The sequence below is a fragment of the Pseudomonas sp. 2VD genome (genome assembly GCF_005503585.1).
Lineage (GTDB): Bacteria > Pseudomonadota > Gammaproteobacteria > Pseudomonadales > Pseudomonadaceae > Pseudomonas > Pseudomonas aeruginosa.
In genome coordinates this window covers 1-13,682 of the sequence record NZ_SCND01000148.1, presented here as the reverse complement: position 1 = coordinate 13,682, position 13,682 = coordinate 1, and the positions used below count along the sequence as shown (strand labels likewise).

The window sequence follows — 13,682 nt, the reverse complement described above, 5'->3', positions numbered from 1 at the left end:
CGGCCAGTGCGGGCAGGTCGAGGACGGCCGCTGCATCGGCCGCGCCGGCGCCGGCCGCGAGGACATCCAGCGCGCCCTGCCGCGCCTGCTGCTGGCCGCGGCGGAATGCGCCGAGCCGGTCAGCGAAACCCGCCATGAGGCTCGCGAACTGCACATGGCCGCGCAGGTGGCGCGCAACCTGCCACGCATCGAGGACCTCGGCCCGGTGGCCGTGGACCCGGCGCGGATCCCCATGGCCGAGGCCGAGTTCATTCTCTCCGGCGGCAACGGCGTGCAGGACTGGGCGCTGTTCCACCAGGCCGCCGCCGCCCTCGGCGCCACCGAGGGCGCCTCGCGGGTGGCGGTGGACGACGGGCACATGCCGCGCAACCGTCAGGTCGGCGCCACCGGTACCTGGGTCACCGCACGGGTCTACCTGGCGGTGGGCATCTCCGGGGCGATCCAGCACCTGCAGGGCATCGGCGCCTGCGACAAGGTGGTGGCGGTGAACCGCGACGCCGGCTGCGACATGATCAAGCGCGCCGATCTCTCGGTGATCGGCGACTCGACGGAAATCCTCCGCGCGCTGATCCGCCTGGCCGAGGCACACCGCAACGGCGCCGCCCGCGATGCGGCCTGAACCCGCTTCCACGTACCTTTCATCGGTATCGAACCATGACTGAGCTGAACATCGTCGCGCTGGTCTCCATCGGCGCCCATCCCGCCTCCGGACGCCCGCGCCGTGCCGAACAGGACGCCCGCGCGGTGGAACTCGGCCTGCGCCTGAGCGGCCCACGCCTACAGGTGCTGCACGCCGGCGACCCGCACGCCGAGGCGCTGCGCGGCTATCTCGGCATGGGCCTGGAACGCTTGTCCGTGCTGGAACAGCCGGCCGGCGCCGACGCCCTGCCCGCACTGGCCGAGCACCTGCGCGACTCCCGCGCGCAACTGGTGCTCACCGGCAGCCAGGCGGAAACCGGGGAAGGCTCCGGGATGCTGCCCTTCCTCCTCGCCGAGCGCCTGGGCTGGCCACTGGTGGTCGGCCTGGCCGAGGTCGAGAAGGTCGAAGACGGCAGCGCCCAGGTCCTCCAGGCTCTGCCTCGCGGCCAGCGACGCCGGCTGCGGGTACGCCTGCCGTTCGTCGCCAGCGTCGACAACGCCGCACCGGCGGCCCGGCAGAGCGCCTTCGGCCCGGCTAGGCGTGGCGAGATCGAGGCCCATGAGGTGGAGGTGGTCGACGACCCACTGCTCGCCGAAGACAGCCTGCAACCGGCCCGGCCGCGACCGAAGCGGCTCAAGGTAATCAAGGCGAAGACCGGCGCCGAGCGGATGAAAGCCGCCACCGCCAAGGCCTCCGGCGGTACCGGGCAGGTACTCAAGGATCTTTCGGCGGAAGCCGGCGCCGAAGCCATCTTCAAGCTCCTGCGCGAGGAAGGCGTGATCCGCTGAAGCGGGTCAGAACGCACTGTGCGCCAGATCACAAGTTATGACGTGGTGACGATAAATTATTGTATTACGATAATTTATTCCCTAGTTTCGCCATCCAGACGCGAAACACACAGGGGAACCCGGCATGGCGCTGTCCACGCATCTCAGCAACCACAAGCTCTATCTGCTCGGCATGCTCTGCGCCATCCTGGCCTGGGGCATGGCCTGCATCGAACTCGGAGCGAACACCCACCTCTGGTTCTCCGGCCTCAGCGAGCAGGGCTACCTGCAGGCCTGGAGCGATGAAATGCCGCGCCTGGCCAGCGACGGCTTCGTCCTGTCCTGGAGCAGCCGGGCGCTGCTGATGCTGCTGGACTACCTGCCGACCCTGCTTTCCGCGTTCGGCCTGGTGCTCACCGGCCTGTTCTTCCGCCGCCTGGCCAAGGGCGAACGCTGGTCGCAGCGCAACGCCAGGACCCTGGTGCACATCGGCCTGCTGTCCTTCCTGGCACTCTTGCTCCAGCCATTTATCAATACGCTGCAAGGTCTTGTACTATCTCTCGACCTGCCCGACGGCGAGCGTGTCCTGAGCGTTTCGATAGGACTCACTTCCGAAGCGGCCTACGAGTTCCTCAAGGCGATCTTTCTCTGCTCGTTCGGCCTGATGATGAGCGAAGCCAGGAAACTGGACGAAGAAGTAAGAGCCTTCATATGACGACCCCATGATCATCATCCGACTAGACGTCATCCTGGCGAAGAACAAGGTCCGCTCCAAGGAGCTGGCGGAAGCCATCGGTATCACCGAACAGAACCTGTCCCTGCTAAAGAACGGCAAGGTCAAGGGCATCCGCCTCGACACCCTGGAGAAGATCTGCGCCTTCCTGGACTGCCAGCCGGGCGACATCCTGGAATACGTCGCGGACGACTGATCCCCGCTCCCCCCTTTCCCAACCAGAAACCATGAACAGACACCTGAACCTCTCGGGCGTTGCGCTCGCGCTCGCCCTGATCTCGGGCTGCGGCCCCTCCGTCCGCTACCAGTACGTGATGCCGCCAAGCGAGGCGGGACGCACCTGCGTCGCCCAGTGCCGCACGCAACAGAGCCAGTGCGAAAGCCTCGCGCGCCTGGAATGGCAGAACGAACACCGCCTGCGCGAAGCGGAACGGCGCAGCTACCACTATTGCAGCCAGGGCAAGAGCAAGAAGCAGGCGCGCAAGGAATGCCTGGCACCAGGCTATTCCTCCTCGTTCGGCTACAACGGCTTCGGCGGCTCCGGCAACTTCAACTGCGGTTCCGACTACGACCGCTGCTTCACCGACATCTGCGGCGGCACCATCCGCCGCATCGTCGAACGCCCCCAATGATCGGAGTATCCCCATGAGCCGACGCCTCTTCCCTTTCCTGCCGTTCCTGTTCCTGGTCGGCTGCGCCCAGGGCTATCCCTCCTTCTCCGGCAGCCTTCCGGACGTCCGCGTCAGCGGCGACGAACGCAGCTACGCCGAGCGCGCCGATGACTGCCTGAAGCGGCGCAACTGCCCGCCGGCCACCGATCGCGATCCCTTCGTCGCCGACCCCGGGCACTACTCGCTGGGCGGCAGCTTTCACTGGTGAAGCCGGGTGCCGAAGCCTGGCAACCGACCACGGACCTGGCTTCGGCAGGCGCTTTTCTTTATCCTGCGCGCCCTTTGAACGACTGGGACGAGATCATGCTGGAGAACACCCTGGAACGCCTGGAAACCCTGGTAGCCGAGCTACTGCAACAGAACCAGGCCCTGCGCGACAGCCACGACCAGCTTCAGCAGCAGCTGCGCCAGGCCACCGAGGAAAACGAAACCCTGCAACTCTCCATGCTCGAGCAGGAAGAAAAGCAGAGCGGCACCCAGGCCCGCCTGGAAGCCCTGGTCGAGCGCCTCAGCGCGCAGCAACCGGTTAGCGCATGAGCCGCGACGGCGTCCAGGTCCTGTCGATCCTCGGCCGGGACTATTCGATCCGCGTGCCGGCCGGCGAGGAGCGGGCCCTCGCGGACGCCGCCGCGTTGCTGCAGGCGGAAGTGGACGCCAACAAGCGCAAGTTTCCCTACGTCACCAGCAACGAGCTGGTGGTGCTCTCCGCGCTCAACCTCTGCGCCCGCCAGCTCGGCGCGAACGACGGCGAGTCACCGCGCCTGCGGGCGGTGGAGCAGCGCCTGGAGGCGCTGGTCGAGCGGATCGCCGGGGCATCGAGCTAGTCGCGCGCCTGCGGACTCGCCCAATACAGCTGCCGATGCCCGCGCGCCTGGTAGTCCTTGACCAGCGCGCAGGCCTCGTCGCGCGTCAGGTCGCGGCGCATGACGAAGGCATTGCCGTTGTCGTCCTGGCGCCACAGGCACCAGCGCGTTTCCTCCGCCGGCTTCGCCGCCACCGCGTCAGGCCTTCAGGGTCGAAGTCTTGCGCAGGCGCAGCGCGAGCATGACCAGCAGCACGCCGAAGAACACCGCGTAGGCGCCGATCACCCAGACCACCGCCAGCGCCCCGGCGCCGGGGTTGGCGATCATCAGCACGCCGAACAGCACCGAGATGGCGCCAGAGAGGATCATCCACCACTCGTTCTGGATCGACTTGCGCAGGCGGATCGCCGCGACGATCTGGAAGATGCCCATCGCCAGCGCCCAGCCGGCGATGATCAGGAGAAGGCCGATGGCGGTCAGTTGCGGCCAGAAGAACGCAACCAGGCCGGCCGCCACGCCGATCACCCCGACCAGCGCCAGCGGCCAGTTGAACTGCCCATCGCTGCGCATGTTGAACGCGGCGATCAGGGCGAACGCCCCGTCCACCAGCGCGTAGGCGCCCCAGAACAGCACCAGCACGGTCAGCGCCAGGGCCGGCGAGAGCAGGGTCAGGACGCCGAACACCAGCGCCGCCACGCCGCGCAGGGCCACCAGTTTCCAGTGCTTGCCCAGTTCGGCCCACAGGGGATTGTTTTCCACGCTTGCCTCCAGAGGGCGCCCTTGAGCGGCCCGTTCAGGTTGAGTCCTCCCACCTTAGTCCTTTTGCCGGGAGGCTGTCAGGGGGCGGAGGCGGGAGGCAAGGCGTGCGCGCGGGCTCAGGGCCGGGACTTCTCCGGCGGCCGCTGGCGGCGCCAGCAGGCGAACAGGTTCCAGGCCAGCAGCAGGCTGACGAAAGCGGAACTGACGTAGAACAGCAGGTTGTCCATGACCTTTCCTCCGCAGCGGCGCCCCGCCAGGGGGCGCCTCGTCCGGCTTAGCTGCCGGCCACCTTGCGCACGTGGGCGGGCTCCTCGCCAAGGTTGTTCAGCATGCGCTCGCTGTACCAGTCGAGGAAATTGATCACGCCGAACTCGTAGGTCTTCGAGTATGGACCAGGCTGGTAGGCGTCGGAGTTGATCCCGCGCTGGTTCTCCTCGGCCAGCCGACGATCCTGGTCGTTGGTCGCGTCCCATACCTCGCGCAGGCGCGCCACGTCGTAGTCGACGCCTTCCACCGCGTCCTTGTGCACCAGCCATTTGGTGGTGACCAGGGTTTCCTGGGCGCTGATCGGCCACACGGTGAAGACGATCAGGTGGTCGCCCATGCAGTGGTTCCAGGAGTGCGGCAGGTGCAGGATGCGCATCGAGCCGAGGTCGGGGTTCTTGATCCGGCCCATGAGCTTCTTGCTGCCCTGCTTGCCGTCCATGGTCATCGACACGGTGCCGTCCAGCAGCGGCATGCGCACGATGCGATTGCGCAGGCCGAAGCTGGCGTGGGCGTACGGGATCTTCTCGGCCTCCCAGGCGCTGGTGCAGGCCGCCACCTGGTCCTTGAACGCCTGGCTGGCGCGCGGGTCGGTGACGTCGTCCCACTCCAGCAGGGTCTTCAGCAGTTCCGGGTGGGAGCCGTTGCAGTGGTAGCACTCGCGGTTGTTCTCGATCACCAGCTTCCAGTTGGCGGCTTCGCGGATGGTGGTCTGCACCGCCACCTTGGCGTTCTCCATGTCGTACGGCTCCATGTAGTGCTCGAGCGTCGCCAGGAAGTCGTCGATGGCCGGCGGGTTCTCCGCCAGGCTGATGAAGATGTAGCCGCCGGCGGTCTTCACCTGGATCGGCTTCAGGCCGTACTCCTTCATGTCGAAGTCGGCGCCCATCTCGGTGCCGGCGAACAGTAGGCGGCCATCCAGCTCGTAGGTCCACTGGTGGTAGGGGCAGACCAGCTTGGCCACCTTGCCCTTCTCGCTCACGCACAGGCGCGAGCCGCGGTGCCGGCAGACATTGTGGAAGGCATGCACCTGGCCTTCGGCGCCACGGATCACCAGGACCGGGTTCTTGCCGATCTGCAGGGTGAGGAAATTGCCCTTGGCGGGAATCTCGCAGGTCATGCCGGCGATCAGCCATTCCTTGTGGAAGATCTCCTGCATGTCGATCTCGAACAGGCGCTGGTCGCAGTAGAAGGGCTGCGGCAGCGAGAAGCTGTGGTCGCGGCTGCGCAGCATGTCGGCGGTGGCCTTGCGGGCCGGTTCCAGGGGATCGCCGAGACTCAGGGTGGAAGTGACGTCCATCGGTAACTCCTCATGCCGCCCCCGCGCGGGTGGCGGCGGAAAAAGTGGCTGATACGGTTGCTACGCAAGGTGGCGTTCACAGCCTTCCTCATCCCGGCGCGGCGTCCGGAATCCCGCCCTGCCGATGGACGGGCCCCGCCGTGGCGGGAATGAAGGTCAGTCGCTCTACACGTCCGGGCTCTACCCTCCCGGGGTTCATGCAAACCCTCGTCTCGGCTGGTCTGGAGTGTGGGCCCGCGCCCGCCGCCGACCTTATCCATGGGCGACATGACCGCATCCGTTTCCGACGCTCCGGGCCGCGCCCCAGCAGGCAGGTCGCGATAAGCATGTAAATGTCGCTGGCAGGTAAATGAGCGGCCACGGCGATGCGCACAATCCGCCCCATCAGGCCATCGTTCGGCCCCGTGCGCGCGGAGAGATCATCATGTCGAGCAACTTCCTCAATCCGGTCACCACCCAGACCTGGGCCAACGGCCGGCACCTCGTGCGCTGCGTCAAGGTCATCCAGGAAACCTGGGACGTGCGCACCTTCTGCTTCATGGCCGACCAGCCGATCCTGTTCTTCTTCAAGCCGGGCCAGTTCGTCACCCTGGAGCTGGAGATCGACGGCGAGCCGGTGATGCGCTCCTACACCATCTCCAGCTCGCCCTCGGTGCCCTACAGTTTCTCCATCACCATCAAGCGGGTGCCGGGCGGGCGGGTTTCCAACTGGCTGCACGACAACCTCAAGGAAGGCCAGGAGCTACCGGTGCACGGTCCGGTCGGCCTGTTCAACGCTATCGACTTCCCGGCCGACAAGGTGCTGTTCCTCTCCGGCGGGGTCGGCATCACCCCGGTAATGTCCATGGCGCGCTGGTTCTTCGACACCAACGCCAACGTCGACATGGTCTTCGTCCACAGCGCCCGTTCGCCGAAGGACATCATCTACCACCGCGAGCTGGAGCACATGGCCTCGCGGATCGACAACTTCAGCCTGCACATCATCTGCGAGCGCCACGGCCTCGGCGAAGCCTGGGCCGGCTACCGTGGCTACCTGAACCTGCGCATGCTGGAACTGATCGCCCCGGACTTCCTCGAGCGGGAAATCTTCTGCTGCGGGCCGACGCCCTATATGAGCGCGGTGAAGCACCTGCTGCAGGGCCACGGCTACGACATGAGCCGCTACCACGAGGAAGCCTTCGGGCCGACTCCGCCGGAGGTCCGCGCCGACGTCAGGGAACTGGCCGCGGAAGCCGCCGAGGCGCCGGAGGTACCGGTCGCCGACCAGCACCAGGTGGAATTCACCGCCACCGGCAAGAGCATCCGCGTCAGCCCCGGGGAAACCGTGCACGCCGCCGCCGCCAAGCTCGGCCTGCACATTCCGAAGGCCTGCGGGATGGGCATCTGCGGCACCTGCAAGGTAATGAAGACCGCCGGCGAGGTGGAGATGGAGCACAACGGCGGGATCACCGACGAGGATGTCGCCGAAGGCTACATCCTCTCCTGCTGCAGCGTGCCCAAGGGCGACGTGGTCATCGACTACTGAGGACGCGAGGGAAACGCCAGGCGCTCCCAGTAGCGCCGCCGCGGCAGCTCCTCGGCCGGCAGCCAGCGTCCGACGCAGGCCTGTAGCGACTCGGCGGGAGCCTTCAGCAGCGAGTCCAGGGCCAGCACGTAGCGCCCCGTCCCCGCGCAGCGGAAGCACAGGTCGTCGTCGAAGCTGTCGAAGCACAGGTACTCGCCGAGGTCGTCGCGGTAGCGACGCAACGTCCGCTCTTGCACGTCGAGCAGCAGCAGGCGCCACTGGTCCCGCTCCAGCTCGCTTTCCTCGTAGCGCTGGACGTGCCGGGTCAGCGCCAGGTAGCGACCGTCCGCCGACCAGATCATTGGCGCCGCCAGGTTGCCCAAGCCGATGCCCGACGCGGTCAGCAGGTAGCCATCGCGGCTGAACCCGGCGCGCACGTCCTCGTCTCGGTGCATGCCCTCGTAGTGGAAACCGAAGCCCCAGGCGGCGTCCTTCGCGCCCACCGACGGCAAGACGAAGTTGCCGTCGCTCCAGGGCCGCGGCGGTGCGTCCAGCCAGCGCGACGCGGGGCACAGCCGCCAGGCCGTGCCATCGAACGCCACCCGCGCCTGCTCGTAGTAATGCCGCCAGTCGTCGTGGAAGCGGCCGAATGCGTGCCAGGCGCCGGGCTCGGGCAAGCCTTCGTCGAAGCGGCGCAACAGGCCGGGGTCGCCTTCGCCCGGCCCGCCCGGCGGCTGGTAGGCGTTGCGGCCGAGCAGGTGGAGCAGATGCACCTGGCCATCGATGAAACCTTGCAGGTGTAGATCGGCCAGCGGCTCGGCGAGCCACTCCAGACGCCGCTCCCGGCTATCGAGTATGGCCAGGCGCTGCGGCAGGGTCGGCGCCTCGGCGAAGGCCACCAGGGCCAGGTAGCGACCGCAATCGGACACGCGGTGGTCGAGCGTCCACTCGCCATCCAGGCGCCAGTCGCCCAGGCGCAAGGCATAGGCGCCGCGCTCCGCCTCCTGATCGTCGCGCAACCACTCCCAGACGGCCCGGCTGCCATCGGCCAGCGGTGCGCTCTGCAACAGGCATCCCGGCCTGCCGGCCGCGCCATCCAGGGGCAGCAACAGGTCCAGGCGCGGCATGTCGGCCTCGCGCCAGCGCGGCCGGTCGTCCGCATCGCGAGCGTGCAGAAGGTAGAGGCTGGAATGGCTGTACGAACCCAGCGTGCCGTAGCGTTCGTAGGTCAGGCAGGGTTGCGCCAGGTCCAGGCCGAAACGCAGCCAGCCATCCTCCAGCCCGAGCAGTTCGGGCCCGCCGGCATGGGGCTCGGCGGGCAACGCCGACCACGGCGCGCCCAGCGCACGCAGGCCGCCACCCTCTCGCCAAAGCCAGTAGGTATCCTGCCCCAGGGGCTCGCCTGCTGCCTGCAGCGCCAGCGCCCGGCCGTCATCGTTCCAAGCCAATGGCGGCGCTTCCCGCGACAGGTAGAGGCCGCTGGCCTCGCCGTTTATCCACAGCTCGCCGCGGTTGGCGCGCAGCGGCGCGAAAGGATCGTCCAGGGCCAGCAGGCTGGCCGGCAGCCAGGGGCGGATTTCCAGCGCGGGCCCGCCAAGCGGGGACGGTAGCGGTTGCGCGCGCAGATCCCCGCTCCAGCGCTGCCATTCGCTTTCGGGCAGCCAGAGGTCACCGATGGCAACGAAGGCCTCGGCCTCGCTGCCGGCCTTGAGCGCCTGCAGCTCGAGGCGCTGCGGTGCGTTGGACGTCAGCGGGCTGTGCCGGCCGATCACCTCGCGCTCGGTGACGCTGTCCAGCTCCCAGAAGTTGTCCACGGCACAGCGGTAAAGCAACCGCTCCTGCCGGTCGAAGATCGCCAGGCCCCACGCGCCTCGGCTCGGTATCGGCGAAACGAAGTGGCGGCCATCGCTGGAAAAGCGTGCCGAAGGATTGCAGTCGGGGATGAAGCAACCGTCGGGCATCAGGTAGTGGCATACCAGCGGGCCGCCCATGGCGATCTCGCCGCCGTCGAACAGGCGGATCGCCTCACCCTCGGGGGTTCGCTCGGGCGCTTCGCCGCCCCAGGCGCTACCTCCCGCCGGCAGCGGTACGTCCAGCGCCTGCGGAGCCTGGCGCTCCAGGCGCAGGCCACGCTCGAAACGGATCTGCAGCAGCACGCCGCCGATCACCGCCAGCAAGCCACCGCCCAGTCCCAGCCAGAAGCCCGGCAGTGCCTGGCCCAGGGCGATGCCGCCACCCAGAACCCAGAAGAACAGCGCCTGTTGCAGGCGATACGGCACCTTGCCGCGCCAACGATCCATGGCCCACTCGGCGCCCAGCAGCAGCGCCCAACCCAGCGCTACCAGCGGCAACGGCAGGAGGACGCCAAGGGCCACCAGCACGGCGATCCAGGCGATCTCGCCGAGGCCTTCGAGCAACAAGCGGCCGAGCGGCTTGTCTGACATCCGATCATCCATGATCCATCCCACTTTCCTGGCAAAAGCCAAGGGTAATCAAGGCTCCGGCCAACCACCAGAGCCATCGCGCAGCTCTGTCCTTCTCATACTTGAAAACACCAGGGCGCCAAGGTTGTCCACATTCGGACTGGAATTCCATACAGGTGTCTTCTCGCCACCTTGGCGTTCTCGACGATCGATTGTAAGCATTTGAAATTAAAGGTAAAAACGACAACTTCAAGTTGGTTTCAGGCTCCAGGAACAAAGCCCTTGCCGATCTCTGGAGAGGCCTTTCGAGGGTAGGTTGATCACAGACTTATCCACAGACCGTGTGGTCCATGAGACCCCCTGATACCCCGCGGGTCAACGATCGCTATACCGACGATGTCCACTCGCCCTGGCGCATGGGCTCCGCCAGCACATCCGCCTACCCTCCGGGTGAATCGCGCTTCTCCTCCGCTCGCGCTAGGCGCAGTCTCCTGCTCATTTAACGATCAATCCGCCAGAGACCCCGCCGTCCGGCCGCCCCAAGCGTGAGCGAACAATTTTTCCACAGGGCTTTACACTCCCCTTGGGGAAAACCAGAAAAATATTCACAGGATGAAGAAAAAACCTGGCCTATTCTGGCTCTTCATCCCTTCCCGCCCGGCCTGACCATTTATTGACCAACTCCATGCAGGCCTTACCTTATAAGGCTTACAGAACTATCCATACAGGTTGTCCACAAGGCTTTCCAGGCCTTTTGTGAGCAACCCTGCGTTTGTGCACATGCCCCCTAAAGCAAGCCGGCAGCCTGTTGACAGAAAATCCGCTCAATTCTTGACCAATAGCCTGGAAGGCGCGGGCCCTCTGGCTCCCAGCATTCTATAAACAGGCTCTGCACACTGACCTCAACAGGAATTGGGGGAAATTCCCGGCGGCGGCCGCAACCGCTGTTCCACCGCCATCGGAGCGGGAGAATTTTGTCTTTTTCCTCAAGCCGTTACGTCCGCGCAGGGGGTTTGCGGCATTTGCCCCCACTTCGCTCCTTGCTTTTCTATCCACAGGCCTGTCTGGGTCCCGCAGGGACAATGCCCGTCACCGTTTCGTCAGCGCTTTTCACCTGAACCTTCATCGTCCTTTCACAAACGCCTGTTTTCGCTCAAAAACCGACCAACCTCCGAAGAGCCCGGCAGGGCGCCGCGCGGAAGCGACTGCGAACACGTTATTCACATTCGACTCCACAGTGTTTGTGGATTGGCCAGGTTCTCCTGCCATGGGAGTGGAACCGCGTGGATAAAGGCTTTCAACACCCCCGGCGGAGATAGGGAGGGTGTTGCCGGGGGCACTTTTGCATAGCTCCCGAACAGTTAGCCCACAGAGTTATCCACAGGAGATGAGGAAAGAGCGGCCGCCCCGGTTCATGGAGGCGGCCGAGAGTGGACTCAGGCGCCCATCACCAGGCGGATGTCCCGCGCCAGTTCGCGGACCCGCTCGATATCGGTATCCCAGGAACACATGAAACGCGCGCCACCTTCACCGATGAAGGTGTAGAAGCGCCAGCCGCGCGCGCGCAAGGCTTCGATCGCCGGCTCGGAAAGCTGCAGGAACACGCCGTTGGCTTCTACCGGGAACATCAGGCTGACGCCGGGAACGTCGGCCACCAGTTCGGCCAGCAGGCGCGCGCAGCGGTTGGCGTGATCGGCGTAGCGCAGCCAGGCATCGTCCTGCAGTACGCCGACCCAGGGCGCGGCGAGGAAGCGCATCTTCGAGGCCAGTTGGCCGGCCTGCTTGCAGCGGTAGTCGAAGTCCTCGGCCAGGTCGCGGTTGAAGAACAGGATCGCCTCGCCCACCGCCATGCCGTTCTTGGTGCCGCCGAAGCAGAGCACGTCGACCCCGGCCTTCCAGCTCAGCTCCGCCGGCGAGCAGCCGAGGAAGGCGCAGGCGTTGGAGAAGCGCGCGCCGTCCATGTGCAGGTGCAGGCCGAGTTCCTTGCAGGTGGCGCTGATCGCCTTCAACTCGTCCGGGCGGTACACCGTACCGACCTCGGTGGCCTGGGTGAGAGTCACCACGCGCGGCTTCGGATAGTGGATATCCTGGCGCTTGAGAGCGATGTCGCGGATCGACGCCGGGGTCAGCTTGCCGACCTCGGTCTGCGCCAGCAGCAGCTTGGAGCCGTTGGAGAAGAACTCCGGCGCGCCGCACTCGTCGGTCTCGACGTGGGCGGTCTCCGAGCAGATCACGCTGTGGTAGCTCTGGCACAGCGCGGCCAGGGCCAGGGAGTTGGCGGCGGTGCCGTTGAAGGCGAAGAACACTTCGCAATCGGTCTCGAACAACTGGCGGAAGTAGTCCGAAGCGCGCGCGGTCCACTGGTCGTCGCCATAGGCGCGCTCGTGGCCGCGGTTGGCTTCGGCCATCGCCGCCCAGGCTTCGGGGCAGATACCGGAATAGTTGTCGCTGGCGAACTGTTGGGTGTTATCGGTCATGTGGGCCTCGGATGGAACGGTTGCCGAGCCCTTGTGGGGCTCCGTGCGGTCGCGCCGGTACGGGTAGGTGCCGGCACAGTCTGTCAGGGTAGCTTGGTCAGCTTCATCTGCTCGACGAACGGCACCAGCACCTGGCGCATCGCCGTGGCGCTGCCGCCATTGGGCATGTCGCGGGTGCTGAGGGTCAGTACGTAGCGGTTCTTGATCACTCCGCTGAGGGTCGAGACGCCCTCCTCGCCCTTGGCCGGGACCATCACCCCCAACGGGTCGCCCATTCGCGTGGTATCGATCAGCGGCAGGTAGTCCTCGCCGCCGAAGCGCTCGGCGGTGCCGTTCTTCAGGGCGGTCTCGCGGGTCTTGTGGAGCAGGGTCAGGTTGGTCTGGGTCATCTCGCGCAGCTTGTCCTGCGCCGCCCGATAGGCCACCGCGTCGCCCTCGGTCGGCGGCGCCGGCAGGCCGGTGTCGGTGAGGACGATCTCCAGGCGCTTGCTGCCGTCGGCGGCGCCGAAGACCACGGTGGCATCGTTGTAGCCGCACTGGCGGGAGAGGAAGTCGTAGCCGAACAGTGGCTTGCCGGCCGGCGGCAAGGCCACTTCGAGTTCATGGCCGGTGCAGGAATCGGCCGGCAGCGCAGGCGCGGCGGCCTGCTTTTCATCGCCGCCCCCGCACCCTTGCAGGGATGCGCCGAGCAGCACGGCGGAAAGGAAGATCAGCGGGCGTTTCATGGTGTTCTCGCAGGACGAAGAGCACGCAGTTTAGCGCCAGCCCGGGGCGTTCCGCATCGGTTGCCGAATCCCACCGCCATGTCGCAAACGCACCTCCCCGTGGCGTGCATAGGCATCTGGGCCGGCAGGGCCGGTCATACCATCGCTGGCAAAGGGACCGCGTGTCCCGTTGCAGCCATTCCGGCGCGGTTCCGGCGCCGCAGGGAGACCCAGCGATGTTCAGCAAGCATGACCAGATCCGCGGCTACGACGACGAACTGCTCGCCGCGATGGACGCCGAAGAGGCCCGCCAGGAAGACCATCTCGAACTGATCGCCTCGGAGAACTACACCAGCAAGCGGGTCATGCAGGCGCAGGGCAGCGGCCTGACCAACAAATATGCCGAGGGCTATCCGGGCAAGCGCTACTACGGCGGCTGCGAACACGTCGACAAGGTCGAGCAGTTGGCCATCGACCGCGCCAGGCAGCTGTTCGGCGCCGACTACGCCAACGTCCAGCCGCATTCCGGTTCCTCGGCCAACGCCGCGGTGTACCTGGCGCTGCTCAACGCCGGCGACACCATCCTCGGCATGAGCCTGGCCCATGGCGGCCATCTCACCCATGGCGCCAAGGTGTC

The 13,682-nt window shown here is 66.4% G+C and carries 15 protein-coding genes and 1 pseudogene; 10 read left to right on the top strand and 6 right to left on the bottom strand.

Annotated features, from left to right (window positions below; translation table 11 throughout):
- The 8 genes from FFS27_RS17270 to FFS27_RS17235 form a co-directional block, all read left to right on the top strand.
- Window positions 1-619 (top strand): electron transfer flavoprotein subunit alpha/FixB family protein (locus FFS27_RS17270; RefSeq protein WP_137952112.1); only part of this gene is annotated, 619 nt, incomplete at its 5' end.
- Window positions 620-654: 35 nt separating this feature from the next.
- Window positions 655-1,428, top strand: coding sequence for an electron transfer flavoprotein subunit beta (etfB, locus tag FFS27_RS17265; protein WP_014604129.1), 774 nt, complete (start codon window positions 655-657; stop codon window positions 1,426-1,428).
- Window positions 1,429-1,552: 124 nt separating this feature from the next.
- A complete protein-coding gene (locus tag FFS27_RS17260; RefSeq protein WP_003136292.1) occupies window positions 1,553-2,122 on the top strand; it encodes a hypothetical protein in 570 nt (189 codons plus the stop codon).
- 7 nt (window positions 2,123-2,129) lie between these two features.
- Entirely contained in the window at window positions 2,130-2,336 is a 207-nt protein-coding gene (locus FFS27_RS17255; protein WP_003096753.1) for a helix-turn-helix domain-containing protein, read from the top strand.
- A gap of 31 nt (window positions 2,337-2,367) precedes the next feature.
- Window positions 2,368-2,772: a hypothetical protein gene (locus FFS27_RS17250; protein ID WP_021263184.1), complete on the top strand. Its 405-nt coding sequence runs from the start codon at window positions 2,368-2,370 to the stop codon at window positions 2,770-2,772.
- A 13-nt stretch (window positions 2,773-2,785) separates the two neighbouring features.
- Window positions 2,786-3,019 (top strand): hypothetical protein, encoded by a 234-nt coding sequence (locus FFS27_RS17245; RefSeq protein ID WP_021263185.1) that lies wholly within the window; start codon window positions 2,786-2,788, stop codon window positions 3,017-3,019.
- 95 nt (window positions 3,020-3,114) lie between these two features.
- On the top strand, window positions 3,115-3,348 hold the full coding sequence (locus FFS27_RS17240) for a hypothetical protein (protein ID WP_003105710.1): 234 nt from the start codon (window positions 3,115-3,117) through the stop codon (window positions 3,346-3,348).
- Window positions 3,345-3,635: a cell division protein ZapA gene (locus tag FFS27_RS17235; RefSeq protein WP_003096761.1), complete on the top strand. Its 291-nt coding sequence runs from the start codon at window positions 3,345-3,347 to the stop codon at window positions 3,633-3,635. The genes FFS27_RS17240 and FFS27_RS17235 overlap by 4 nt, the downstream gene beginning before the upstream one ends.
- On the opposite strand, the gene FFS27_RS17230 is transcribed toward FFS27_RS17235, so the two are convergent.
- From FFS27_RS17230 to gbcA, 3 genes are all read right to left on the bottom strand, one after another.
- The gene (locus tag FFS27_RS17230; protein ID WP_003096763.1) at window positions 3,632-3,808 is read right to left on the bottom strand and encodes a hypothetical protein; all 177 of its coding nucleotides are present in this window, start codon (window positions 3,806-3,808) and stop codon (window positions 3,632-3,634) included. The two genes, FFS27_RS17235 and FFS27_RS17230, sit on opposite strands and share 4 nt — an antisense overlap.
- Window positions 3,809-3,812: 4 nt before the next feature.
- On the bottom strand, window positions 3,813-4,373 hold the full coding sequence (locus tag FFS27_RS17225; protein WP_003096765.1) for an HdeD family acid-resistance protein: 561 nt from the start codon (window positions 4,371-4,373) through the stop codon (window positions 3,813-3,815).
- A 274-nt stretch (window positions 4,374-4,647) separates the two neighbouring features.
- The gene (gbcA, locus tag FFS27_RS17220; protein ID WP_023100266.1) at window positions 4,648-5,937 is read right to left on the bottom strand and encodes a glycine-betaine demethylase subunit GbcA; all 1,290 of its coding nucleotides are present in this window, start codon (window positions 5,935-5,937) and stop codon (window positions 4,648-4,650) included.
- Between the two features lie 424 nt (window positions 5,938-6,361).
- Between gbcA and gbcB the strand changes: the two genes are divergently transcribed.
- Window positions 6,362-7,462 (top strand): glycine-betaine demethylase subunit GbcB, encoded by a 1,101-nt coding sequence (gene gbcB / locus FFS27_RS17215; protein WP_003096769.1) that lies wholly within the window; start codon window positions 6,362-6,364, stop codon window positions 7,460-7,462.
- Here gbcB and FFS27_RS17210 read toward each other — a convergent pair.
- From FFS27_RS17210 to FFS27_RS17200, 3 genes are all read right to left on the bottom strand, one after another.
- Window positions 7,456-9,885 carry a hypothetical protein gene (locus tag FFS27_RS17210; RefSeq protein WP_031635543.1) on the bottom strand — a complete coding sequence of 810 codons (2,430 nt, stop codon included), beginning with the start codon at window positions 9,883-9,885 and terminating at the stop codon, window positions 7,456-7,458. The two genes, gbcB and FFS27_RS17210, sit on opposite strands and share 7 nt — an antisense overlap.
- Window positions 9,886-11,300: 1,415 nt before the next feature.
- A complete protein-coding gene (locus FFS27_RS17205; RefSeq protein ID WP_003096773.1) occupies window positions 11,301-12,341 on the bottom strand; it encodes a threonine aldolase family protein in 1,041 nt (346 codons plus the stop codon).
- An 83-nt stretch (window positions 12,342-12,424) separates the two neighbouring features.
- A complete protein-coding gene (locus FFS27_RS17200) occupies window positions 12,425-13,066 on the bottom strand; it encodes a hypothetical protein (protein ID WP_003096775.1) in 642 nt (213 codons plus the stop codon).
- A gap of 215 nt (window positions 13,067-13,281) precedes the next feature.
- On the opposite strand from FFS27_RS17200, the pseudogene glyA reads away from it, so the two are divergent.
- A pseudogene (gene glyA, locus FFS27_RS17195) lies at window positions 13,282-13,682 on the top strand (serine hydroxymethyltransferase); the annotation flags it as partial.